This is a genomic window from Actinospica durhamensis (genome assembly GCF_018139695.1).
GTDB lineage: Bacteria > Actinomycetota > Actinomycetes > Streptomycetales > Catenulisporaceae > Actinospica > Actinospica durhamensis.
The window spans coordinates 14,357-37,305 of sequence record NZ_JAGSOG010000016.1 but is presented as its reverse complement, the minus strand read 5'-3'; the positions used below and the strand labels follow the sequence as shown (position 1 = coordinate 37,305).

General features: G+C 72.1%; 18 protein-coding genes. 9 read left to right on the top strand and 9 right to left on the bottom strand.

Translation table 11 applies throughout. The features are described from left to right. Positions 1-8 precede the first annotated feature (8 nt). Positions 9-2,114, bottom strand: coding sequence for a transketolase (tkt, locus tag KDL01_RS05835; protein WP_212527294.1), 2,106 nt, complete (start codon positions 2,112-2,114; stop codon positions 9-11). Positions 2,115-2,460: 346 nt separating this feature from the next. Here tkt and KDL01_RS05830 point away from each other — a divergent pair, with 346 nt between their 5' ends. After that, positions 2,461-3,432 carry a heme o synthase gene (locus KDL01_RS05830; RefSeq protein WP_438801948.1) on the top strand — a complete coding sequence of 324 codons (972 nt, stop codon included), beginning with the start codon at positions 2,461-2,463 and terminating at the stop codon, positions 3,430-3,432. 116 nt (positions 3,433-3,548) lie between these two features. Next, complete coding sequence (manA, locus tag KDL01_RS05825; protein WP_212527293.1) at positions 3,549-4,757, top strand: mannose-6-phosphate isomerase, class I; 1,209 nt, start codon at positions 3,549-3,551, stop codon at positions 4,755-4,757. On the opposite strand, the gene KDL01_RS05820 is transcribed toward manA, so the two are convergent. Beyond that, positions 4,754-7,588, bottom strand: a complete 2,835-nt coding sequence (locus KDL01_RS05820) for a tetratricopeptide repeat protein (protein WP_212527292.1) — start codon at positions 7,586-7,588, stop codon at positions 4,754-4,756. The two genes, manA and KDL01_RS05820, sit on opposite strands and share 4 nt — an antisense overlap. A gap of 125 nt (positions 7,589-7,713) precedes the next feature. Here KDL01_RS05820 and KDL01_RS05815 point away from each other — a divergent pair, with 125 nt between their 5' ends. Next, the gene (locus KDL01_RS05815) at positions 7,714-7,917 is read left to right on the top strand and encodes a hypothetical protein (protein WP_212527291.1); all 204 of its coding nucleotides are present in this window, start codon (positions 7,714-7,716) and stop codon (positions 7,915-7,917) included. Between the two features lie 8 nt (positions 7,918-7,925). Here KDL01_RS05815 and KDL01_RS05810 read toward each other — a convergent pair whose 3' ends face one another. The 7 genes from KDL01_RS05810 to KDL01_RS05780 form a co-directional block, all read right to left on the bottom strand. After that, complete coding sequence (locus KDL01_RS05810) at positions 7,926-10,868, bottom strand: tetratricopeptide repeat protein (protein WP_212527290.1); 2,943 nt, start codon at positions 10,866-10,868, stop codon at positions 7,926-7,928. Next, positions 10,865-12,709 (bottom strand): HSP90 family protein, encoded by a 1,845-nt coding sequence (locus KDL01_RS05805; RefSeq protein ID WP_307846123.1) that lies wholly within the window; start codon positions 12,707-12,709, stop codon positions 10,865-10,867. The genes KDL01_RS05810 and KDL01_RS05805 overlap by 4 nt, the downstream gene beginning before the upstream one ends. Beyond that, the gene (locus KDL01_RS05800) at positions 12,706-13,740 is read right to left on the bottom strand and encodes a hypothetical protein (RefSeq protein WP_212527289.1); all 1,035 of its coding nucleotides are present in this window, start codon (positions 13,738-13,740) and stop codon (positions 12,706-12,708) included. The genes KDL01_RS05805 and KDL01_RS05800 overlap by 4 nt, the downstream gene beginning before the upstream one ends. Positions 13,741-14,048: 308 nt before the next feature. Then, positions 14,049-14,219 carry a hypothetical protein gene (locus tag KDL01_RS05795; RefSeq protein WP_212527288.1) on the bottom strand — a complete coding sequence of 57 codons (171 nt, stop codon included), beginning with the start codon at positions 14,217-14,219 and terminating at the stop codon, positions 14,049-14,051. A gap of 23 nt (positions 14,220-14,242) precedes the next feature. Continuing rightward, the gene (locus KDL01_RS05790) at positions 14,243-15,229 is read right to left on the bottom strand and encodes a COX15/CtaA family protein (protein WP_212527287.1); all 987 of its coding nucleotides are present in this window, start codon (positions 15,227-15,229) and stop codon (positions 14,243-14,245) included. Positions 15,230-15,233: 4 nt separating this feature from the next. Further along, complete coding sequence (locus tag KDL01_RS05785) at positions 15,234-16,040, bottom strand: ABC transporter permease (protein WP_212527286.1); 807 nt, start codon at positions 16,038-16,040, stop codon at positions 15,234-15,236. After that, the gene (locus tag KDL01_RS05780) at positions 16,040-16,969 is read right to left on the bottom strand and encodes an ABC transporter ATP-binding protein (RefSeq protein ID WP_212527285.1); all 930 of its coding nucleotides are present in this window, start codon (positions 16,967-16,969) and stop codon (positions 16,040-16,042) included. Before KDL01_RS05780 ends, KDL01_RS05785 begins: the two co-directional genes overlap by 1 nt. A 153-nt stretch (positions 16,970-17,122) precedes the next feature. Between KDL01_RS05780 and KDL01_RS05775 the strand changes: the two genes are divergently transcribed. The 6 genes from KDL01_RS05775 to KDL01_RS05750 are packed head-to-tail and all read left to right on the top strand — an operon-like array spanning position 17,123 to position 22,947. After that, on the top strand, positions 17,123-17,851 hold the full coding sequence (locus KDL01_RS05775; RefSeq protein WP_212527284.1) for a helix-turn-helix transcriptional regulator: 729 nt from the start codon (positions 17,123-17,125) through the stop codon (positions 17,849-17,851). After that, positions 17,848-19,257 carry a Fe-S cluster assembly protein SufB gene (sufB, locus tag KDL01_RS05770; RefSeq protein WP_212527283.1) on the top strand — a complete coding sequence of 470 codons (1,410 nt, stop codon included), beginning with the start codon at positions 17,848-17,850 and terminating at the stop codon, positions 19,255-19,257. The genes KDL01_RS05775 and sufB overlap by 4 nt, the downstream gene beginning before the upstream one ends. Positions 19,258-19,311: 54 nt before the next feature. Then, positions 19,312-20,526, top strand: coding sequence for a Fe-S cluster assembly protein SufD (gene sufD / locus KDL01_RS05765; RefSeq protein ID WP_212527282.1), 1,215 nt, complete (start codon positions 19,312-19,314; stop codon positions 20,524-20,526). Then, positions 20,523-20,876 (top strand): non-heme iron oxygenase ferredoxin subunit, encoded by a 354-nt coding sequence (locus tag KDL01_RS05760; protein ID WP_212527281.1) that lies wholly within the window; start codon positions 20,523-20,525, stop codon positions 20,874-20,876. The genes sufD and KDL01_RS05760 overlap by 4 nt, the downstream gene beginning before the upstream one ends. Positions 20,877-20,879: 3 nt before the next feature. Further along, positions 20,880-21,662, top strand: coding sequence for a Fe-S cluster assembly ATPase SufC (gene sufC, locus KDL01_RS05755; RefSeq protein WP_212527280.1), 783 nt, complete (start codon positions 20,880-20,882; stop codon positions 21,660-21,662). Position 21,663: 1 nt separating this feature from the next. After that, positions 21,664-22,947, top strand: a complete 1,284-nt coding sequence (locus KDL01_RS05750; protein WP_246576005.1) for a cysteine desulfurase — start codon at positions 21,664-21,666, stop codon at positions 22,945-22,947. The last annotated feature ends 2 nt before the right edge of the window (positions 22,948-22,949 follow it).

The window sequence follows — 22,949 nt, the reverse complement described above, 5'->3', positions numbered from 1 at the left end:
TTGGATTTTCAGCCCGCGACCGCGGCCAGCGAGTCGCGCGCGGCGGCTTCGACGGCCTCGGCGGTGATGCCGAACTCGGTGTACAGCGTCTTGAAGGCGGCGGAGGCGCCGAAGTGCTCGAGCGAGACGATCCGCCCGTCGGTGCCGGTGTACCGGTACCAGGACTGGGCCACGCCCGCCTCGACCGCAACCCGCGCCTTCACCGCGGCGGGCAGGACCGACTCCCGGTACCCCGCGTCCTGCGCGTCGAACCATTCGACGCACGGCATCGAGACCACGCGGGTCGGCACGCCGGAGGCCTCGAGCGCCTCGCGGGCGGCGACGGCCAGCTGCACCTCGGAGCCGGTGCCGATCAGGATGACCTGCGGCGCGCCGTCGGAGGCGTCGGCCAGCACGTAGCCGCCGCGCTTGACGCCCTCGTTCACCGAGACCGGGGTGCCGAGCGCGTCCCGGTCGAACACCGGCAGGTTCTGCCGGCTCAGGGCCAGGCCCACCGGGCCGTCCTGCTCGACGGTGGCCTTCCAGGCCGCGACGGTCTCGTTGGCGTCGGCCGGGCGCACGAACTGGAAGCCCGGGATCGCCCGCAGCGCGGCGTAGTGCTCGACCGGCTGGTGGGTCGGGCCGTCCTCGCCGAGGCCGATCGAGTCGTGCGTCCAGACGTAGGTGACCGGCAGGTGCATGAGCGAGGCCAGGCGCACCGCCGGGCGCATGTAGTCGGAGAACACCAGGAAGGTGCCGCCGAACGGGCGGGTGTTGCCGTGCAGCACGATGCCGTTGAGGATCGAGCCCATGGCGTGCTCGCGGATGCCGAAGTGCAGGATCCGGCCGTACGGCGAGGAACCGCCGAACTCGCCGCCGTCCTCGTTGTAGGGCAGGAAGGACAGGCCGCCCTTGATGGTGGTGTTGTTGGACTCGGCCAGGTCCGCGCTGCCGCCCCAGAACTCGGGCAGCTGCTCGGCGATGGCCTGGATCGCGGCCTCTGAGGCCTTGCGGGTGGCGACCTCGGTGCCGGCGGCGAACGTGGGCAGCTTGGCGTCCCAGCCGGTCGGCAGCTCGCCCCGGGAGATCCGGTCGAAGTCCGCGGCGCGCTGCGGGTTGGCCGCGCGCCAGGCCTCGTAGCCGGCGTTCCAGGACTCGTGCGCCGCGCTGCCGCGGGCGCCGACCTCGCGGGCGTGCGCGAGCACCTCGTCGGCGATCTCGAAGTGCTGCTCCGGGTCGAAGCCCAGGATCTTCTTGGTGGCGGCCACCTCGGCCTCGCCGAGCGCGGAGCCGTGCGCCTTGCCGGTGTTCTGCAGGGTCGGCGCGGGCCAGCCGATGATCGTGCGCAGCCGGATGATCGAGGGCCGGCCGGTCTCGGCCTCGGCGGCCAGGACCGCGCGGTGCAGCGCCTCGACGTCCTCGGCGTAGCCGTCGCCGTCGGCGGTGGTGAACTCCACCGACTGGGTGTGCCAGCCGTAGGCCTCGTAGCGCTTGAGCACGTCCTCGGTGAAGGCGACCTTGGTGTCGCCCTCGATCGAGATGTGGTTGTCGTCGTAGATGACGACCAGGTTGCCGAGCTTCTGCACGCCGGCGATCGAGGACGCCTCGGAGGTGACGCCCTCCTCCAGGTCTCCGTCGGAGGCGAGGCAGTAGATGTGGTGGTCGAACGGGGACTCGCCGGGGGCGGCCTCCGGGTCGAACAGGCCGCGCTCGTAGCGGGCCGCCATGGCCATGCCGACCGCGTTGGCCAGGCCCTGGCCGAGCGGTCCGGTGGTGGTCTCCACACCGGTGGTGTGGCCGTGCTCCGGGTGGCCGGGCGTGAGCGAGCCCCAGGTGCGGAAGGCCTGCAGGTCCGACAGCTCCAGGCCGTAGCCGGAGAGGTAGAGCTGGATGTAGAGCGTGAGGCTGGAGTGTCCGGGGGAGAGCACGAAACGGTCGCGGCCGGCCCACTTCGCATCGGCCGGGTCGTGCTTCAGGTGCTTCTGGAAGAGCAGGGTCGCGGCCGGGGCCAGCGACATCGCGGTACCGGGGTGCCCGTTGCCGACCTTCTGCACGGCGTCCATCGCCAGTACCCGGACGGTGTCCACGGTTCGGCGGTCCAGCGCGGTCCACTCAAATGACGTCGGCGTGCTCAACGCGCGCGTCCTCTCTAGGGTACGGAGCCGTCGTCTCGGGGTCGGAGGCGACGCTGCCCACCGGGCCGTGTTGCCCGGGCCCTCCCCGCGCGGCGGAGGCTGTGAAATCTGTTAGTCGAGCACCACCCTACCCCGCTCAGAGCTATCAATCATGCGCTGTGCTCTGTTCGGGAACCGGCCCTGGAACGGGGCTCGGCGAGGGTCGCGCAGGGGGTCCGCGCGGTGTCGTATCGGTGCGGTTCCCGGCGTTTCACCCGACCCGGGCGCGGGCCCGCGCGACGCGGGGTCTAGAGTCTGTCTGTCTTCACTGGGCAGGCGACGAGAACGAGATCAGGGGTGTGCGCGGGTGACTGCGGTGGAATCCCTTCCGGCGGCACCGGTCACGGGCACGGCGACGCCGGAGAGCACCGGGGCCGGCATGCGCGTCCACGGGTCCCCGGCCGACACCGTCAGGGCTTATGTCGCGCTGACCAAGCCGCGCATCATCGAGCTGCTGATCATCACCACCATTCCGGTGATGTTCCTGGCCAAGGGCGGCGTGCCGAACCTGTGGACGGTGGTCGCGGTGACCATCGGCGGCTATCTGTCCGCGGGCAGCGCGAACGCGCTCAACTGCTGGGTGGACCGCGACATCGACACCGAGATGCGCCGCACCCGCCGCCGGCCGCTGGCCACGCACACCGTCACCCCGCGGGCCGCGGTGGTCTTCGGCCTCGCGCTCGGCGTGCTCTCCACGCTCTGGCTGGGATTCGCCGTCAACTGGCTCTCCTCGCTGCTGGCGCTGGCCGCGAACGTGTTCTACGTGGTCGTCTACTCGATGATCCTCAAGCGGCGCACCTCGCAGAACATCGTCTGGGGCGGGGCGGCCGGCTGCTTCCCCACCGTGATCGGCTGGACCTCGGTCACCGACCACCTGGCCTGGTCGCCGCTGGTGCTGTTCCTGGTGGTGTTCCTGTGGACGCCGCCGCACTTCTGGGCGCTGGCGATGCGTTACCGCGAGGACTACGCCGCGGCGAACGTGCCGATGCTCCCGTGCGTGGCCCCGGAGCGGCACGTGGCGTGGCAGATGATGCTCTACACCTGGGCGACGGTGGCCTGCTCGCTGCTGCTGTGGCCGGTGGCGCACACCGGCTTGCTCTACCCGATCGGCGCGGCCGTGCTGGGCGCGGCGTTCCTGATCGAGGCGCACCGGTTGCACGGCGCCGCGCGCCGGGGGGTGGAGGGCGTAGCGCTCAAGCCGATGCGCATGTTCCACTTCTCCAACACCTACCTCGCCCTGTTGTTCGTCCTCGTCGCCATCGATCCGCTGGTGCGCTGAAACTCCGGCGGAGGGTGCAGCGTCCGCTCAGATTCGGACGTTAGAGTGACCGTGCAACGTGCACATCGTTGGTGTCCGATGATTGAGACGCGCCAGTCACGAGGAGGCCCCCCGCCGTGGATCTGTTGGGCAACACCGTCCAGCCCTACGCCTGGGGCTCGCACACGGCCATAGCCGACCTGCTCGGCGAGCCGTCGCCCACGCCCGGGCCGCAGGCCGAACTGTGGATGGGTGCCCACCCCAACGCCCCCTCGGTACTTACCCGGGCCGGCCGCGCCGCGACGCTGCAGACCGCGATCGACGCCGCGCCCGCCCAGGAACTCGGCGCGGAGGTCAACGCGCGCTTCGGCGGCCGGCTGCCGTTCCTGCTGAAGGTGCTGGCCGCGCAGAAGGCGCTCTCGGTCCAGCTGCACCCGAACCGGGAGCAGGCGGAGCAGGGCTATGCCAGGGAGAACGCGGCCGGCGTGCCGCTCGACGCCCGCGAGCGGGTGTACGTGGACAACTGGCCCAAGCCGGAGATCCTGTGCGCGCTCGAGCCCTTCGAGGTGCTGGCCGGGCTGCGGCCCGCGGCGCAGGCGGCCGAGGTGATCGACGGCCTCGGCGTGCCGGAGCTCAAGGACCTCACCGCCCTGCTGCGCGAGGACCCCTCGGCCAAGACGGTCGGGCGCGCCCTGGCCACGCTGCTGGAGTGGCCAGAGGCCGGACGCGCCGGGCTGGTGGCGGGCGTGGTCGATGCCGCGGCGGCGCACCGTGCGCAGGGCGGCCCGTACGCGGCCGCGTACGACGCGGTGGTGCGGATGAACGCCGACCACCCCGGCGACATCGGACTGGTCGGCTCGCTGCTGCTCAACCACCTGGTGCTCGAGCCGGGTCAGGCGCTGTTCATGGGCGCGGGCGGCGTGCACGCCTACATCCGCGGCGTCGGGATCGAGCTGCTGGCCAACTCGGACAACGTCATCCGCGCGGGTCTGACGCCCAAGCACATCGATGTCCCCGAACTGCTCCGGGTGCTCGACCCCGAGGTCGAGGTCCCGGTTCTCACGCCCCGTCAGGCCGCCGCGGGCGTCGAGGTCTTCGACACCGACGTGCCCGAGTTCCGGCTGAGCCGGCTGACCCTGGCCGACGGCGCCGTGCTCGTGGTGCCCGGCGACGGCGGCCCGCGGGTGCTGCTGTGCGTCGAGGGCGAAGCCTCGGTCGGCTGCGGCACCGAGCCGGCCGCCCGGCTGCTGCTCACCCGCGGCCAGTCCTGCTTCCTCGGCGCGCGCGACATGCACGTCACGCTCACCGGCGCGGGCACCTACTTCCTGGCCGAGACGGGGCTTTAGCCCGGCTCGAGCCCGTTCAGGCGGGGCCGGGCGAGGGCGAGCCGTCCGGTTCGAGCCCGAACGGCCACAGTGCCTCGCCCGGGCGCAGTTCGGCGAGACTGCCCAGCGCCAGCGTGGAGCCCGCGTCGAGAGCCTGCACGATCAGGCGTTCGGCCCCTGCGCGGTGGCCGGCCGCCTCCCACATCGTGGCCAGTTCGATCAGGGCGAGGGCGCGATACCTTCCGCCCGCCCGGACCGCCAGGCGCTCCGCCGCCTCGTGCTCCCCGGCCTTCTCGCGCAGCATGACGAGTTCGTGGAGGCGGCCGAAGTCCTGACCGCTCGCGAAGGCGGACAAGGCCAGCCGCTCCGCTCCCTCGAGATCCCCGGCCGCTTCGCGGATCCGGGACAGGCGCACGAGTGCCAGCTCGTCCTGGGTGCGAAAAAACGGCCGTCACCTCGGCTTCCCCATGCCTGCCTGCCCGCTCTCTCATCACCGCGAGCCGCCCGGCCGCCAGTCTGTTTCCGGACTCGATGGCGCGTCGGTACAAGTCTTCAGCCGTACCGTCGTCTCCGGCGAGCTCGGCGAGCACCCCGAGCAGAAGGAAGGCGCCGGGGGATCCGATTTCGGCGGCCAGTCCCGGAATCGCCACCCTGGCCTGTGCGCCGGGCCGCGGGAAATCCTCGGAGATGATCTGCCCCAGGACGTCGATGTCTCCGTCCTCGGCGACACGGACCCGTCCGCTGTCCGGCCGCGACCAGCACAGCAGGAGGAACCGATCGTCGAACGAGGGGTACCGTTGCTCCGCGCTCTCGTCCAGGCGCCGTGCGGCCTGCTCGTCGCCGGCCTCGGCGCGCATGCGTGCGAGGTGTCGCAGAACCGTCGGATTGCCGGCTTGCGCGGCGCGTTCGGCGAGGTGCTCGGCCTCCTCGAAGTCTCCTCGGGCCGCCAGGATCACGGGGTACCCGTAAAGGGCCTCGTCGCTGCCGGCCTCGAGGGCACGCCGAAACATCACGTCGGCCGCCTCGATCTCGCCGACCGATTCGTGCATGCGCGCGATGTGGCACAGAGCCGAAGGATTTCCGGCGTCCGCCGCCGCTCGGCGCATCCGTGCGGCCGACTCCTCGTCGCCGCTGCGCTCACGCAACTCGGCCAGGTCCTGGAACGCGGATCCCTCGTCACCGGCGTCGGCGCCGAGGCGAGCCGTCAGTTCGGCTTGTTCAGGGTCTCCGGCCTGCTCATACGCCTCCGTCGCGTCGACGAACCAGGTCGGATCGCCGGCCTTGGCCGCGGCCTGGGCCAGCCGGACCGCTTCTCGAAGCTCGCCGGTCGTGGTGCGTCGTCCGATCAGCACGGTGAGGGCACTGACATGGCCGTTCTCCGCCGCGCGTTCGGCCATCGCGGCGGCGTCGCCGTGATCGCCACCGAGGTCCCTGATCACGGCGAGTCGGCCGAGCGCGAACATGTTCCCGCCGTGCGCGGAGCGTTCGTACAAGGTCGCGGCCCAGGACAGACGGTGGCGAACCTCGGCGGCGCTCCCGAGATTCGCGAGATCGCCCGGGTCGCTCAACAAAGCGGCGGCGGCGCGCCAGAAGGACGAGGGCGGGCAGATCAGAGCCCGTTCACGGCGCCCGTGCTCCTCCAGATAGTCCGCCAGGCGGTACTCGGAACGGCTTCGTCGGAGGCGGGCCGGTACGTGCCGCAGCGGCACCAGGTCGCCGTGCACGGGGTGCGCCAGTTCCGCCAGCGCCCGATCGAGCCAGGCCTCGTCCTCCAAGGCGTGCAGGTCGTCGTCATGCAGATAGTCCTGCGCGGCCTGAGCCAGGAAGGTCAGCTCGAGTCGGGGGTCGGCGCCGAAGCGGCTCGCGTCCATCGCGACCCGGACCAGGGCCTTGGCCGGCGCGGAGAGCTCCCCGTAACGCCGTATCAGGTCCGGACCGCCGGCCAGCTGCTGGGCGACCCGGCCGTGGTGTGTGAGCTGGAGGACCTCGGCCCACAACCGATCGCCCGCGGCGGCCAGCGCGGCGCCTTCGCGCAGTTCGGTGCCGAGGAACTCCATCGGCACGTCGATGGTGCGGCCGGCCAGAAGTTCCCGCGTCCTGGCGAAGCGGTCGGCCTGGCCGCGCGGTGGACGCTCGGCATATCTCCTGCTGTCGTCCGGCCAGAGGCTCGCGAGCACCAACACCGGTGCGCGCGCGGCATCGGAGAGCAACCGGTGCAACGCGGCTGCCACCTCCTCGCCGGCATCGAGGTACCGCTGTGCGTCGTTGAGCCAGACCACCGTGCGCGGCCGCACACGGTCGATGCCGGCCAACAACGCTTGCGCGTGCGTGGGCTCATACGGGTGCCATAACCGCCATCCCTGTGCGGACAGCGGTTTGACCGCTTCCCACCAGGCGCGGGTCTTGCCCGTTGAGGACCATCCGACCAGGACGGCCATCCCGCTGCGCCCGATCGTCGCTTCGCGCACCAGATCCCGCGCCACCTCGTCATGCGGACGGCCCACGTAGCCGGGTAACGCCCTGGCCGCGTCCCGAACCAGCCCGGCCGCGTGCACTTCCAGGTCGAGCGGGTCGTAGCCGGAAATCGGCCGACCCACGCCGTCGGATGTCCGAGGTTCGTCCCGCAGGGCGGCCTCACGCAGCGCGAGCATCCGCTGCTCGTCCAGTCCCAAGGCCTTCGCCAGGCGCGCCGTGGTCTGGGCCGAGGCGACGACGTCCGTGCGGTTCAAGGCTTGAGAGACGGTGGTCCGGCTCAGCCGGGTTCGTACTCTGAGTTGCTCGACGCCCATGTCCTTGCGGGCGAGACCGCGCCTGAGCTCAGCGCGCAGTTCGGCAGCGGCTTCCTCGTTCACGGGCCCCCTCCGTGGCGGCGTCGTCCGGCTTCGTTCATTTTCGTTCAGCTGAACCACGCCGGACATCGCTTCGACGATATTCGCCGTCGCCATCCGATATCGCGGTCACCAGCAGGAGGATTCTCATGACCAGCCACGTCATCACGGTTCTGTTCGAGGCGACGTTGACGCTCGTCACGTCGCTGGCCGCCGCGGCGACGGCCGGGTACCTCGCCCGGCGTGATCGAGCCACGTACCCGCAGGCGGTCACGAGGGCGGCCGCCGCCTTCGCGGCCACCCTCACCCTCGGCACCGGGCTTGTCGCGACCTGGACCACTCTCGCGCGGTGACGGTGACCTCAGCCCTCGCGCAGGCTGTTCGCCAGCTCGGTCAGGATCTCGACCGCGTGGCTGCGGCCGGCCAGCCGGGCGCGTTCGACGGCCGGGGTGAGGCGGGCCAGGGCCTCGGCGCGGCGGCCGAGCCGGTAGCCCTCGATCACCGCGGCGATGCGGATCGACTCGGCCCAGGCGTCCACGGTGCGCGAGCCGCCGCGCTCCCAGGACTGCGCGGCCGCCTCGGTCGCGGCCAGTGCCTCGTCGTAGCGCTCGACCGCGCTCAGGATCTGGGTGCGCAGGTCGGCGGTCTGCCCGAGTTCGGGCCAGCGCAGGAACTCTCCGGGCGACTCCTCGGCGGCCGCGACCACCGCGTCGGCCCGGTCCAGGTGGGCCAGCGCCGCCGCCGCGTCCTCGGCGTCCATCGCGCTGCCCGCCGCGGTCCGGAGCATCGCGCACACGGCGCCCGGGTGCGGCGCCAGGGCGTGCAGCTCCCAGGCCTTGGCCATGGTGGCCTCGGCCTGGTCGAGCACCTCGGAGCCGAACAGGGCCGAGGCGAGTTCGCATACGACCATGGTGCGCACCGACTGCTCGGGCCAGTCCTCGAGGAAGTCGGCGAGCCACAGGAAGACCTCGGCCGCCTGCCGGAACTCGCCGCTGCGGCGCAGCGCCCGGCCGAGGTCGAGCCGCAGCTGGGCCCGCTCGCCCGGCTCGAGCAGCGTCTCGGCCTCGTCGTCGAGGATGGACTCGTACACCGCGATCGCGTCCGGGAGCCGCTTGAGCCGGGTCAGCGCCTGGCCGAGCATGCACCGCGCCATCACGGCCGAGCGGGGGCGGCGGGCGCGGTCGAACCGGGTGGCCGCGACGGTCAGGTGGCCCGCCGCGGTGGCCGCGTCGTCGGCCTCGAGCCGGTTCCAGGCCAGCTCCATCAGCGCGCTCGCGTCGTTGAAGTCGGGATCGGGCCACTCGGCCGCCAGGGTCACCGCCCGGTGCAGGCTGGTGGCGGCCTCGTCGAGCCGGCGCAGCCGGTTGAGCAGGTGCCCCTGCCGGGCGTAGAGCTGCGGCAGCGCCCAGGTCCGCTCGGCCCGCTCGACCAGCGCGACCGCGTCGAGGGTGAACTTCAACGCTTCCTCGAGCCGGCCCTCGGCCTCCGCGGCCGCCGCGGTCATGGAAAGGGCGGTGGCCATGCGCTGCGGCAGGTCGTGCTCCGCCGCCGCGCGGGCGAGCTCGGCCACCTCCTGCTCGAAGCGGCGCAGGGAGCGCTCGTCGGGCTCCGGCGCCTCGGGCCGCCCGGCGGTCTCCGCCGCGTCCGCCTCCGCCGGGTTCGACGGCTCGTCGCCGTCCTCGTCGTCGTCCGGGAAGACGCCGAGCAGCCGCCACGCGGCCGAGGCCCGGCAGTGCTTGACGACGCAGTAGTCCTCGCCCGTGATGGCGTCCGCGGCCAGCAGCGCGTCCGCGGACGCGAGGATCGCGTCGAGCTCGTCCCAGGAGACCTCGCCCGCGTCGGCCTGCCGCTGGAAGACACACCAGGCGGCGCGCGCGTGCACCGCGGCGGCCCGGCCGGGCTCGCCCGCCTGCTCGAACAGCCGCGCGGAACGCCGCAGCGGCTCCTCGGCCTGCTCCCACCGGCGCGCCTCGAGCAGCGCGAAGCCCCCGCGCCCGGCGAGCTCGGCCCGCAGCACGTCGTCGAGGTCTTCCTCGCGTACCCGCTCGGCCACCGCCGCCCACAGCGCGCGGTTTTCCGGGCGCCCGTCGCGCAGCGCCGCGCGGGCCTCGGCCAGCAGGGTGCTGAAATCCTCGGGGACGGCGGCGGCCGCGGCCACGGCTGGGGGCGGCGGTACCGGCAACGGCTTGGCGCGCAGCCCGAGTTCCAGGGGGCGGGCGGTCAGCGGCTCCAACGCGCACCAGCCTTGCAACTGCGTGCTCTGATAGTCCGTGCCGTTGCGGGCGTCGAAGCGGCGGGCGAGCTCCTCGGTCTGCGCCGTCACCTCCGCGAGCAGTTCGGCCGCGGTCGCCTCGCGTCCGTCCGGAGCCGGGACCGGCGCGCGGCCGTTGCCCTCGGCCGTCAGCCGCGCGAGCAGGATCCTGACACCGCGCAGAAAGGAGAGCCGGGTCTCGGCGGTGGCGGTGGAGTCGAACCGGTACCGGTTCTCCGCCAGCAGTTCGAGGCCGCGCGCGCTGTTGCCGGTGAGGGCGAGGAACTCCAGGTGCCGGGCCACCGCGTCGTCCATCGACACCTTGCCCCGGGTGGCCCGGTAGCCGGCCCGGTGCAGCGAGGCGGCCTCCTGCGCCCGGCCCGCGCGCACCAGCGGGACCAGGGCCAGCGCGATCGTCGAGGCGGGCTCCTCGGCGCAGCTGAGCCCGCCCTCGAGCACCGGGGCCCACTCCCGCAGGGCCCGCGCGTCGTCGCCGCGCCCGGCCCAGTGCCGGCCGCGGTCCCGGGCTTCGCAGGCCTCGCAGTCGCTGAACTCGTCCCGCGGCCTGGTCGCCCACAGCTCGTAGGCCAGGTCCATGCCGATCCCGGTGTGCGCGGCCAGCTTGTACCGCGAGGTGCGCACGGCCTGCAGCGGCTTGTCCGCGGCCAGGAAGCGCTCCTGCATCTGCGCGATCCAGCCCTCGACGGCGCCGAGCGGCACGTCCGGGATGGCCAGCAGCGAGGAGGTGACCCACTTCGAGCACCAGAAGACACGGTGCTCGGCCCGCTCGTCGAACAGCTCGGGCCGGTCCGTGTAGAGCGTCAGGATCCTGTTGTAGAGCACCGGCGCCTTGCGCGACTCCGCGCCGTACTCGTAGGCGCTGAGCAGTTCGAACAGCGCCCGGACCAGGGTGCGGTCGTACTCGCCGCGCTCGGCCGCCGCCACCAGCTCCTCGGTCCGGGCCGAGCGCGCCGCGCCGTGGGGCTCCTCGCGCAGCCGGCCCAGGGCCTGGCGGATCTCCGGCTCGCTCCAGCTGTCGTCCGGCTCGCTCATCGTCCGTCCTCCCGCGCGGCCGCGCCGGCGCCGGCGGGCCCGTCGTGGGTGGCGTATTCCAGCAGGCCGAGGAAGGCCCGGTTGAGCTGGGCGTGCTCGGCCGGGCGCAGCGGCCGGCGGGTGAGCAGCAGGGCCTGCCCGTAGATCCCCTCCAGCGCCGAGGCGGCCAGGTCGGGGTCCTCGATCACGGCGATCCGGCGCACCAGCGGGCACTGGTGGTTGAGCACCAGCTGCGCCCGCGGGGCCGAGGAGCGCAGCGCGCCGAGGATGTCCGCCCACAGCCCGTCGGCCGCCGCCTCCTGCTCGGCCCGGCCGCGCTCGTGCCGGGCCTCGCGGTGGTCGATCAGCAGCGCCGGCACCGTCACCGGGTGGAAGCTGCGCAGCGCGGTGTCGCAGCCGTAGCGGTCCACCACCTTGCGGGCCAGCTCCAGGAAGCGCGCCGCGGCGAGCTCGACGGCCGGGTCCACGCTGTCGAGGTGGGCGGTGACGGTGTCCGGGTCGAGATCGAGCACGGACACGCCCGGGCGCAGCTGCGGCAGCCGGCGGATCAGGTCCCTGTCGTAGGTGTAGCCGCCGTTGACCACGCCGAGCCCGGCCGCCGCCGCGATCGAGGAGACCTGCCGGAACTCCTCCACGGACTGGGTGACCAGGATCGTGGGGTGGCTGCGGGAGAACTCGTCCAGGGTGACCGAGCCGTCCGTGGTCTCGAACGGCAGCCACGGCAGCAGCGCCCGCAGCAGCTCGTCGTCGTACGCGGCCAGCGCCTTGACCGCGAGGTGGTGCGCGGCCAGGAACCGGCCGAGCAGCGCCGGATCGCTCGCGGCCAGCCCGGCGAGCCAGGAGCGCAGCGTCTCGCCGAGCGCGTCGCGCACGGCCGCCAGCGTCTCGTCGTCGTACAGCGCCTCGCGCGAGGCCGTGGGCCGCAGCCCGTCCGCGTCCACCACGCAGCGCACGAAGAACGCCCAGTCCGGCAGCAGCTCGCTCGCCTGGTCCGAGACCAGCATGCCCTTGAGGTGCACCCGGTGGCCGCTGCGGCGGCTGGCCGGCACCGAGGTGGGCAGCACGGACGCCGTGCCGCGCAGCCCGACCAGCGGCAGGTCGAGGTCGATCACGTCCAGCGGGCGGAAGCCGAACTGCCGCTCGCAGTGCTCGACCAGCGCCTGGCGCCGGGCGATCGGCGAGCCGTACGGCCGGTCCCACACCGGCGGGGTGTCGGTGATCCGCACCGGCGTGCCGTCCGGCCCGGCCAGGCTCACCTCGTAGCGCAGCAGGCTGCCGTAGTGGCGGGCGAGCTCGGTCAGCCTGGCCTGCTCGAACCACTCCTCGGAGCCCGCGCGCGGCACCAGCGTCACGGTGGTGCCGAAGGGTATCTCAAGCCCCGGCAGGGTCCTGATCGCGTACCGGCCGTCCGCGTAGCCGTGCCACCGCACCGCCGGGCTGTGCGGGTCGCGGGCCGAGCGCGTCAGGACCGTGATCTCGTCGGCGACCACGAAGCAGGCGAGCAGCCCGATCCCGAACTGGCCGACGAAGTCGGACCTGGTCTGGATCAGCCCGGCCTCGTCCCGCTTGGAGCTGCGGCCGATGGTGGCGAGGAAGCGGTGCACCTCGTCCTCGGTCAGGCCCACGCCGGTGTCGGTGACGGTCAGCTGCGCGCCGGTGCGGATGGTCACGGTCGCGGGCGCCGCCGGGTCGAGCCTGCGCCGGGCGGTGAGGGCGTCGACGGCGTTCTGCATCAGTTCCCGGATGAACACCCGGGGGCTGGAGTACAGGTGGTGGGAGAGCAGGTCGACCATGCCGCGCAGGTCGACCTGGAAGGTGTGCGAGGCTTCGGGTTCGGTCACGGGCTTGCCTTCTGGATGACGTGGTTGCGCCAGTTCGTGTAGAACTTCTCCGGTTCCTTGCCGCTCATGTAGATCCAGCGCCCGGTCACCACGCCCGCGCTGGCCTCGAAGGCCCGCACGGACTGCGTCCACAGGCCGGCGAGGCCGAAGGCCATGGCGAACAGGTTCGGTGCCAGGTAGGGCGTGCGCGGCGAGCTGTATCCGGGCCGGAAGACGGTCAGCTCGGCCGCCTTCTGGAGTTCGGCCCGGACCTCGGGCTGCTGCATGTACTCCCGGCCGCCCTTGCGGTCGCCGAGGTGGAGCCAGTGCTCGATGTGGCCGTCCGCCACCAGTTCCGCGAGCTGTCCGCCGTGCTCGCCGCTCATCGCCTCGGCGGCGAAGGCGTGCATCTGCTCGTGCGAGCCGGACCACTTCGCGCACAGGTTCTGCAGCATCTGCCGGTGCCCGCCGAGGTGGCCGGGGGCGCGCCGGAGCAGGGCGTCGAAGCGGCGCCACTTGACGTCGAGGTCGTACTGCAGGCCGCGTGAGGTGATCATCAGCGAGTACCACGGGGCCGCGAGTTCGGGATCGAGCTCCACCGCGGCGTAGAGGTGGTCCTCGGCCACCCGCAGCATCCGGTGGAACTCCTGGAACTGGTCCTGCGAGACGTGCTGCGCCCGCATCGAGGTGCGCACCTCCCAGCCGCGCTCGATCGCGTCCGCGCCGAGCACGGCCTGGGCCAGCGGGTCGGCCGCGTCCGCGGGCACCCACTGCCCGACGTCGCGCGTCTGGGCGCAGACGTTCGAGACCAGGGAGCTGAGATCATGGCCGTCGTACCCGGCCAGGTTCGCCCGCAGCGCGGTCCAGTCGTGCGCCTCGGCGAGGCCGAGCAGCTCGGCCAGGACCGGATCGCCGTGGTCGGCGAGGGTGTGGGCCTTGGGCAGGCCGCGTATGGTCGCGAGGTCGGGCGCGGGCGAGGGGCGGGGTGCCGACGACGGGGTCTGCACCGGCGTCGCGGCGCTCTTCTTCTTGCCCAGCCCGAACATCGGCATGGGGCATCCCCTCCACCACACGATCGCCTGATCCTGTCGAGGGCCCCACCGTACAGCAATCGGCTGACAGCGCCGTGCGACGTCCGCTCCGTGTGCCTAGACGGCTGATTCGGGGGTATGCCGGGGCGAAACGGCCGATCGGCGGCGCCCGGCCGCACGCCGGGCCCGTCCACAGGCGACCAAGCATGAGGACGGGCCCGGCGCACGCCCGGACTTGCCGCTGAGCCGTTTTGCCCAGCCCCGAGACTCCACGCGTCTCCACACGTTCCAGCGTGCCCGGGTTACCGGCCTACCCCCGAATCAGCCGTCTAGCCGTCCGAGCGGCCTGTCACGGACACCCCGACCAGCCCGAGCACGGCCGCGACCAGCATGATCGTGCCGACCGCGGTCGAGGCGGCGAGCGCCACCACCGCCCCGGCCGGCAGCAGCGCGTACAGCACGTACAGCAGATACCTGCGATACCCCGTGGTGTTCGCCAAGGCCGTTGCTCCCTCCGGACCGGTCAGGCCCGCTCGCGCAGCGACATCAGCACCCGCCAGGCGGCCAGCCAGGTCAGGCACGCGCCGGTCATGTGCAGCAGCACCATCCAGGCGGGCAGGCCGGTGAAGTACTGCGTGTAGCCGATCGCGGCCTGCAGCAGCAGTACCGCGAACATGTCGCGCACCCCGCGCAGCGCCCGCGGCCGCGCGTCGGTGGCCTTGAGCGCCAGCCACAGCGCCGCCGTCAGCCCGACCACGATGAACACCAGGTCGGCGTGCACCTGGGTGATGTCCATGGCCTTGAACGGCAGCCGCTTGCTCGCGTCCTCGGCGCCCGCGTGCGGGTCGGTGCCGGTCACCAGCGTGCCCGCGGCGACCACCGCGCCGGTGGCGATCACCAGCAGCCGGCCGAGCCAGAGCAGTTCGCGCCGGGTCAGCAGCCGCACCGGCCCGTCGCCCTCGCGCGAGCGGTGCCAGAGCACGAACGAGACCGCGATCATGCCCATGGACACGCACATGTGCACCGCGACCCACTCCGGCGCCAGCTTGGTGAGCACCGTGATCCCGCCGATCACGGCCTGCAGCACGACCCCGAGGAACAGTCCCCAGGACAGCTTCACCAGCACCGGCCGGCGCGGCTTCTGGAACATCGAGGCCAGGATGGCCAGGCCCACGCCGGCCGAGACCGCGTAGGTCAGCATCCGGTTCGTGAACTCGATCACCGAGTGGTAGCCGAGGGTGGAGACCGGCACCAGCGAACCGCCGGTGCACTCCGGCCAGGTCGGGCAGCCGAGGCCCGAGTTGGTCAGCCGCACCGCGCCGCCGGTCACCACGATCAGCGTGTTGGCCACCAGCGCGATCAGGCAGGCCAGCTCGACCTGCCGCGGCGTCGGCGTCCAGTCGCGCCGGCGCCGACCGGTGCCGGCCGGGCTTGCCCGCACGACCGGTTGAGCGCTCGGGTGCTCGCTCGCCGCGCGGGCCGTCGGGATGCCGGTGTCCTGCTGCGTCACGCTGTCACTCCCACTTGAAGGACCGGGCCGCGCCCGCGACCGCCACCAGCGTCCAGGCCGCCAGGATGCCCAGCGGCCCCCAGGGCATCGCCGAGCCGTGCTGGAGCACGTCCCGCAGCCCGTCCGTCAGGGCACTGATCGGCAGGAACTGCAGCGACTCCTGCGCCCCGTGCCCGAACTTGTCCAGCGGCACGACCACGCCGCCGACCCCGATGAAGATCAGGAAGACGAAGTTGGCCACCGCCAGCGTCGCCTCCGCCCGCAGCGAGCCGGCCAGCCACAGCGCCAGGCCGCTGAACGCGGCCGTGCCCAGGGCCAGCAGCAGCAGGACCGCGAGCGGGTCGCCGTGCGGGGACCAGCCCATCGCCAGCGCGATCCCGATCAGCAGCATCATCTGCACGCACTCGACCATCAGGATGCTCAGCGACTTGCCGGCCAGCAGCCCCCAGCGCGGCAGCGGCGTGGCGCCGAGCCGTTTGAGCACGCTGTAGCGCCGCTCGAAGCCGGTGGCGATGGCCTGGCTGGTGAACGCGGTGGAGAGCACCGCCGCGCCGATGATGCCGGGCGCGTAGTAGTCGATCCGGCTCCCGCCGCCGCTGATGGTGCCGATCGGCTCGGCCGAGAACGCGATCAGCATCAGCGCCGGGATCACGATCGCCAGCAGCACCTGCTCGCCGTTGCGCAGCAGCAGCCGCGTCTCGAAGCGGGCCTGGGCCAGCACCATCCGCACCGCCGGCGCCGGGCGCGGGTCGGGCCGGAACGTGCCGGGCGCCGAGAGCGGCCGGACCGACGGGCTCGCGAGCTCGCTCATCAGCGCAGCTCCCTTCCGGTCAGATCGAGGAAGACGTCCTCCAGGCTGCGCTGCTCGATCTGCAGGTTACGCGGCATCAACCCGAGGCTGGCACACCACGCGGTGGTCGCGGCCAGCGTGTCCGGGGTGATCTCCCCGGTGACGTGATAGCTGCCCGCGGTCGGCTCCGAGGCCTTCGCCGCGGGCGCGACCGCGATGGACAGCGCGGTCAGGTCGAGCCCGGCCGGGGCCTCGAAGCGGATCGCGTCCTGCTCCCGCGAGGTGTCGGCCAGCCGCTGCGGGCTGTCGTAGGCGATCACCCGGCCCTGGTCGATGATCGCGACCTTGTCGGCCAGCCGCTCGGCCTCGTCCAGCAGGTGCGTGGTGAGCACGATGGTCACCCCGTCCGCGCGCAGCTGCTCGATCAGCTCCCAGGTCGCGTGCCTGGCCTGCACGTCGAGGCCCGCGGTCGGCTCGTCCAGGAAGATCAGCTCGGGCCGGCCGACCACGGCGAGCGCGAGCGAGAGCCGCTGCTGCTGGCCGCCGGAGAGCCGCCGGAAGGTCGTCTTGCCGCAGGAGTCGAGCCCGAGCCGGGCGGCGAGCTCGTCCACGTTCAGCGGATTCGCGTAGAGGCCGGCCACGTGCCGGAGCATCTCCATCGCCCGAACGGACTGATAGATGCCGCCGGACTGCAACATCACCCCGATGCGCGGGCGCAGGCGGGCCGCGTCGGCGACCGGGTCGAGGCCCAGCACGCGCACGGTGCCCCCGTCGGGCCTGCGATATCCCTCACAGCACTCGATGGTGGAGGTCTTGCCGGCCCCGTTCGGGCCGAGGACCGCGGTGAGAGTACCGTGGTCGACGATCAGGTCGAGGCCCTGAACGGCGGTCTTGTCCCCGTACCGCTTCACCAGGCCCGCGATCTGGACGGCGGGATCGGACTCGTGCATGGCCGCGAGTCTACGTGGGCGGCCTGAGCGCGCCCGCACCCGGGCGCCGGTTTGCGCGGCGCGGCCCTACGGAGGCCGCCGCAGGTCACGCGCGCGGCGCGGCTAAGGCTAGCCTTAGTTGCCCTGCGGAAGGAATAAGCTCACTATGGTGTTGTGAAAAACGTGCGTGTCCTCGACGAGCAGGAAGAGAGGCAGGCCACTCGCAACCGGGTGGCCCGTTCGATCCTGTCCGAGGGTCCGCGCACCGCGGCCGAGCTGTCCGCCAGCCTGGGCCTGACCCCGGCGGGCATCCGCCGCCACCTCGACGCGCTGCTGGCCGAGGGCCTGGTCGAGGCCAGGGAGCAGCGGGTCTACGGCCACCGCGGCCGCGGCCGCCCGGCCAAGGTGTTCGCGCTGACCGACGCGGGCCGGGCCGTGTTCCACCACGACTACGACGTGCTCGCCGTCGACGCCCTGCGCTTCGTCGCCGAGACCGCGGGCGAGCAGGCCGTGGCCGACTTCGCCCGCCGCCGCTTCGCCGGCCTCGCCGCCCGCTACCAGCAGGCGGTCGCGGCCGCCGACCCGGGCGAGCGCTCCCGGCTGCTGGCCGAGGCGCTCACCGCCGACGGCTACGCCGCCTCCACCCGGGAACAGGACGCCATCGCCGGCGAGCAGCTGTGCCAGCACCACTGTCCCGTCCAACACGTCGCCGAGCAGTTCCCGCAGCTGTGCGAGGCGGAGACGCAGGTCTTCGCCGAACTGCTCGGCACCCACGTCCAGCGCCTGGCCACGATCGCCCACGGCGACGGCGTCTGCACCACGTTCATCCCGACGCCCGCCGTTGCGCGCCAGCGTACGCACGAGCCGGAGCCGACCCAGTCCGAAGGAGATGCCTCCGCATGACCACCACGCACGATGAGCTCGCCGGTCTCGGCAACTACGAGTTCGGCTGGGCCGACCCGGACGTTGCCGGCGCCACCGCGAAGCGCGGGCTGAGCGAGGACGTGGTCCGGGAGATCTCGGCCCTGAAGAACGAGCCGGAGTGGATGCTCGAGTTCCGGCTCAAGGCGCTGCGCCTGTTCGAGCGCAAGCCCATGCCCAACTGGGGCGCGGACCTGAGCGGCATCCACTTCGACAACATCAAGTACTTCGTGCGCGCCACGGACAAGCAGGTCACCTCCTGGGACGACCTGCCTGCGGACATCAAGAACACCTACGACAAGCTCGGCATCCCCGAGGCCGAGAAGCAGCGCCTGCTCTCGGGCGTGGCCGCGCAGTACGAGTCGGAGACGGTCTACCACTCCATCAACGCCGACCTCGAGCGCCAGGGCGTGATCTTCCTGGACACCGACACGGCCCTGAAGGAGCACGAGGACCTGTTCCGCGAGCACTTCGCCACCGTGATCCCGTCCGGCGACAACAAGTTCTCCGCGCTCAACTCGGCCGTGTGGTCCGGCGGGTCCTTCATCTACGTCCCCAAGGGCGTGCACGTGGAGATCCCGCTGCAGGCCTACTTCCGGATCAACACCGAGAACATGGGCCAGTTCGAGCGGACGCTGATCATCGCGGACGAGGGCTCCTACGTGCACTACCTCGAGGGCTGTACCGCGCCGATCTACAGCTCGGACTCGCTGCACTCCGCCGTGGTCGAGATCATCGTGAAGAAGGGCGCCCGGGCCCGCTACACGACCATCCAGAACTGGTCGAACAACGTCTACAACCTGGTCACCAAGCGCGCCGCGGCGCACGAGGGCGCGACCATGGAGTGGATCGACGGCAACCTCGGGTCCAAGGTCACCATGAAGTACCCGGCCGTCTGGCTGCTCGGCGAGCACGCCAAGGGCGAGACCCTCTCGATCGCGTTCGCCGGCCCCGGCCAGCACCAGGACGCCGGGTCCAAGATGGTGCACGCCGCGCCGAACACCTCCTCCAACATCGTCTCGAAGTCGGTGGCGCGCGGCGGCGGCCGCACCTCCTACCGCGGCCTGGTGCAGATCCAGGAGGGCGCGCACCGCTCCAAGTCGAGCGTGAAGTGCGACGCGCTGCTGGTCGACACGATCTCCCGGTCCGACACGTACCCCTACGTGGACGTGCGCGAGGACGACGTGACCATGGGCCACGAGGCCACCGTCTCGAAGGTCTCCGAGGACCAGCTGTTCTACCTGATGAGCCGCGGCCTGACCGAGGACGAGGCGATGGCGATGATCGTGCGCGGCTTCGTCGAGCCGATCGCCAAGGAACTGCCGATGGAGTACGCCCTGGAGCTCAACCGGCTGATCGAGATGCAGATGGAAGGCGCGGTCGGCTGAGCCCCGACCCGCATCCCAGCTCCCCGGCCCCTCTCGCTCCGAGAAAGATCACAGATGTCACAGCCTGAGCAGTCCAAGGGCGCGACCACCGCGGCGGCCGTGTCCGTCGCGGGCCCGGGCGCCGGTGCCCCGCTCGCCGGCCCCGGCACCGGACGTACCCACTCCGAGGTCCTCGCCTCCCGCGGCGAGCGGCCCACCTCGTACGACCCGGCCGACTTCGCCGCCCTGACCGGGCGCGAGGAGGACTGGCGCTTCACCCCGCTCAAGCGGATCGGCAAGCTGCACCAGGGCGTGCCCGCGGACGGCACCGACAAGGTCGAGCTGAGCCTGCCCGAGGGCGTCACGGCCGAGCAGGTCGGCCACGACGACCCGCGCACCGCCAAGGCCGGCGCGCCGATCGACCTGGTCGCGGCCCTGGCGTACGCCGCGGTCGAGCAGGCCACGGTCATCACCGTGGCCAAGGAGTCGGTGCTGACCGAGCCGGTCCGGGTGGACGTGCACGGCGAGGGCGGCACGGCGTACGCGCACCTGGTCTTCGACGTCAAGCCCTTCGCCGAGGCCGTGATCGTGCTCGCGCACACCGGCACCGGCGTGCGCGCGGCGAACGTGGACCTGATCGTGGGCGACGGCGCGAAGGTGACCTTCGTCTCGGTCCAGGACTGGGAGCGCGACGCGGTCCACCTGGCCCAGCAGAACACCCTGGTCGGCCGGGACGCCACGGTGAAGTCGGTGAACGTCACCTTCGGCGGCGACCTGGTCCGGATCACCCCGAACGTGCGCTACACCGCGCCGGGCGGCGACGCCGAACTGCTCGGCCTGTACTTCGCCGACGACGGCCAGCACCTCGAGCACCGGCTCTTCGCCGACCATTCGGTGCCCAACTGCCGCTCGCGCGCGACCTACAAGGGCGCGCTGCAGGGCGACGCGGCGCACACCGTGTGGGTCGGCGACGTGCTGATCCGCGCGGCCGCCGAGGGCACGGACACCTACGAGCTCAACCGCAACCTGCTGCTGACCGACGGCGCCCGCGCCGACTCGGTGCCCAACCTGGAGATCGAGACCGGCGAGATCGTCGGGGCCGGCCACGCCTCGGCCACCGGCCGCTTCGACGACGAGCAGCTGTTCTACCTCCAGGCCCGCGGCATCCCCGAGGACGAGGCCCGCCGCCTGGTCGTGCGCGGCTTCTTCGCCGACGTGGTGCGCCGGATCGGGGTGCCGGACCTCGAGCAGGCGCTGATGACCAAGGTCGAGCAGGAGCTGGCCCGATGACGCGTCACTCCGAGCCCGAGTGGCACGCCGTCGGGAGCCTCGCGGACTTCGAAGAGGACAAACCCGAGAGGTGTGAGCTGGGGGACATCACCGTCATGGTCGTCAAGACCGCCGACGGCGAGGTCCACGCCTTGCACGACATGTGCTCGCACGCCGAGGTCCCGCTGTCCGAGGGCGAGATCGTCGACGGCGAGATCGAGTGCTGGCTGCACGGCTCGACCTTCAGCCTCACCACCGGCAAGCCGTCCTGCCTCCCGGCGGTCGACCCCGTGCCCGTCTACCCCACCAAGATCGAAGGCGACATCGTGTACGTCGCCGACCGTGACAACTCGAAGCGTGTGGAGCTCTAACCCATGGCTACTCTGGAAATCCGCGACCTGCACGTCTCCGTCGACGCCGAGGGCGAGCCCAAGGAGATCCTCAAGGGCGTCGACCTGACGGTCCGCCAGGGCGAGACGCACGCGATCATGGGCCCGAACGGCTCTGGGAAGTCGACGCTGGCCTACTCCATCGCCGGACACCCGAAGTACACCGTCACCGGCGGCCAGGTGCTGCTCGACGGCCAGGACGTGCTGTCCATGACCGTGGACGAGCGGGCTCGGGCCGGGCTGTTCCTGGCCATGCAGTACCCGGTCGAGGTCCCCGGCGTGTCGGTGGCCAACTTCCTGCGCACCAGCGCCACCGCGATCCGCGGCGAGGCCCCGAAGCTGCGCACCTGGGTCAAGGAGGTCAACTCCGCGATGGCCCAGCTGCAGATGGACCCGGCCTTCTCCGAGCGCTCGGTGAACGAGGGCTTCTCCGGCGGCGAGAAGAAGCGGCACGAGATCCTGCAGCTCGAGCTGCTCAAGCCGAAGATCGCGCTGCTGGACGAGACCGACTCCGGCCTGGACGTGGACGCGCTGCGCGTCGTGTCCGAGGGCGTCAACCGGGTGCGCGAGAGCGGCGAGGTCGGCACCCTGCTGATCACCCACTACACCCGCATCCTCAAGTACATCAAGCCCGACTTCGTGCACGTGTTCGCGGCCGGCCGCATCGTCGAGTCCGGCGGCGCCGAGCTGGCCCAGGTGCTCGAGGACGAGGGCTACGAGAAGTACACCGGGGTGCAGGCCGAGGATGACATCAAGGCAGGAGCCTGATATGACGGCGGAGCTCACCCGCACCGCGGCGATCGACGTCGAGCGCGTCCGCAAGGACTTCCCGATCCTCGAGCGGACGGTCGGCGAAGGGCGTCCGCTGGTCTACCTCGACTCGGCCGCCTCCTCGCAGAAGCCGCGCCAGGTCATCGAGGCGATGTCCGACTACTACGCGCACCACCACTCCAACGTGCACCGCGGCGTGCACGCGCTGGCGGAGGAGGCCACCGCGCTGTACGAGGGCGCGCGGGACAAGGTCGCGGCGTTCATCAACGCGCCGGACCGCAACGAGGTGATCTTCACCAAGAACTCCTCCGAGGCGCTCAACCTGGTCGCGAGCGTGCTCGGCTGGGCCGGGGAGCCCTACGGCCTCGGCCCGGGCGACCGCGTGGTGATCACCCAGATGGAGCACCACTCCAACATCGTCCCGTGGCAGCTGACCACCCAGCGCACCGGCTCCGAGCTGGCCTGGCTGGGCCTGACCGACGACGGCCGGCTCGACCTGTCCAACCTCGACGAGGTCGTGAACGAGCACACCAAGGTCGTCTCGGTGGTGCACGTCTCGAACATCCTGGGCACGGTCAACCCGCTCGAGGTGATCGTGCGCCGGGCCCACGACGTCGGCGCCGTGGTGGTGGTGGACGCCTCCCAGTCCGCCCCGCACCTGCCCCTGGACGTGCAGACCCTGGGCGCCGACTTCGTCGCCTTCACCGGCCACAAGATGCTCGGGCCCACCGGCATCGGCGTGCTGTGGGGCCGGGCCGAGCTGCTCAACGAGCTGCCCCCGTTCCTCGGCGGCGGCGAGATGGTCGGCGTGGTGAACATGGAGGGCTCCACCTACGCCCCGATCCCGCACAAGTACGAGGCGGGCACCATGCCGATCGCCGAGGCGGTCGGGCTCGGCGCGGCGGTGGACTACCTCACCGCGCTGGGCATGGACAACGTCGCCCGGCACGAGCACGAGATCGTCTCCTACGCGCTCGAGCGCCTCGGCGCCGTGGACGGGCTGCGCATCATCGGCCCGACCGAGCCGGAACAGCACGGGGCCGCGATCTCGTTCATCCTGTCGGTGGAGGGCCTCGGCGAGATCCACCCCCACGACGTCGGCCAGGTCCTCGACGAGCAGGGCATCGCGGTACGCGTCGGCCAGCACTGTGCCCGGCCGGTGTGTGTGCGCTACGGCATCCCCGCCACCACCCGGGCCTCGTTCTCGGTCTACACGACCAGGGCCGAGATCGACGCGCTGGTCGACGGGCTCGAACACGTGAAGCGGTTCTTCGGAGCCTGACG

Coding starts and splice junctions, on each gene's coding strand:
- KDL01_RS05815 (WP_212527291.1), top strand. CDS start 7,714: ATGACCAGCCACGTCATCACGGTTCTGTTCGAGGCGACGTTGACGCTC.
- KDL01_RS05810 (WP_212527290.1), bottom strand. CDS start 10,868: ATGAGCGAGCCGGACGACAGCTGGAGCGAGCCGGAGATCCGCCAGGCC.
- KDL01_RS05800 (WP_212527289.1), bottom strand. CDS start 13,740: ATGCCGATGTTCGGGCTGGGCAAGAAGAAGAGCGCCGCGACGCCGGTG.
- KDL01_RS05785 (WP_212527286.1), bottom strand. CDS start 16,040: ATGAGCGAGCTCGCGAGCCCGTCGGTCCGGCCGCTCTCGGCGCCCGGC.
- KDL01_RS05780 (WP_212527285.1), bottom strand. CDS start 16,969: ATGCACGAGTCCGATCCCGCCGTCCAGATCGCGGGCCTGGTGAAGCGG.
- sufB (WP_212527283.1), top strand. CDS start 17,848: ATGACCACCACGCACGATGAGCTCGCCGGTCTCGGCAACTACGAGTTC.
- sufD (WP_212527282.1), top strand. CDS start 19,312: ATGTCACAGCCTGAGCAGTCCAAGGGCGCGACCACCGCGGCGGCCGTG.
- KDL01_RS05760 (WP_212527281.1), top strand. CDS start 20,523: ATGACGCGTCACTCCGAGCCCGAGTGGCACGCCGTCGGGAGCCTCGCG.
- sufC (WP_212527280.1), top strand. CDS start 20,880: ATGGCTACTCTGGAAATCCGCGACCTGCACGTCTCCGTCGACGCCGAG.
- KDL01_RS05750 (WP_246576005.1), top strand. CDS start 21,664: ATGACGGCGGAGCTCACCCGCACCGCGGCGATCGACGTCGAGCGCGTC.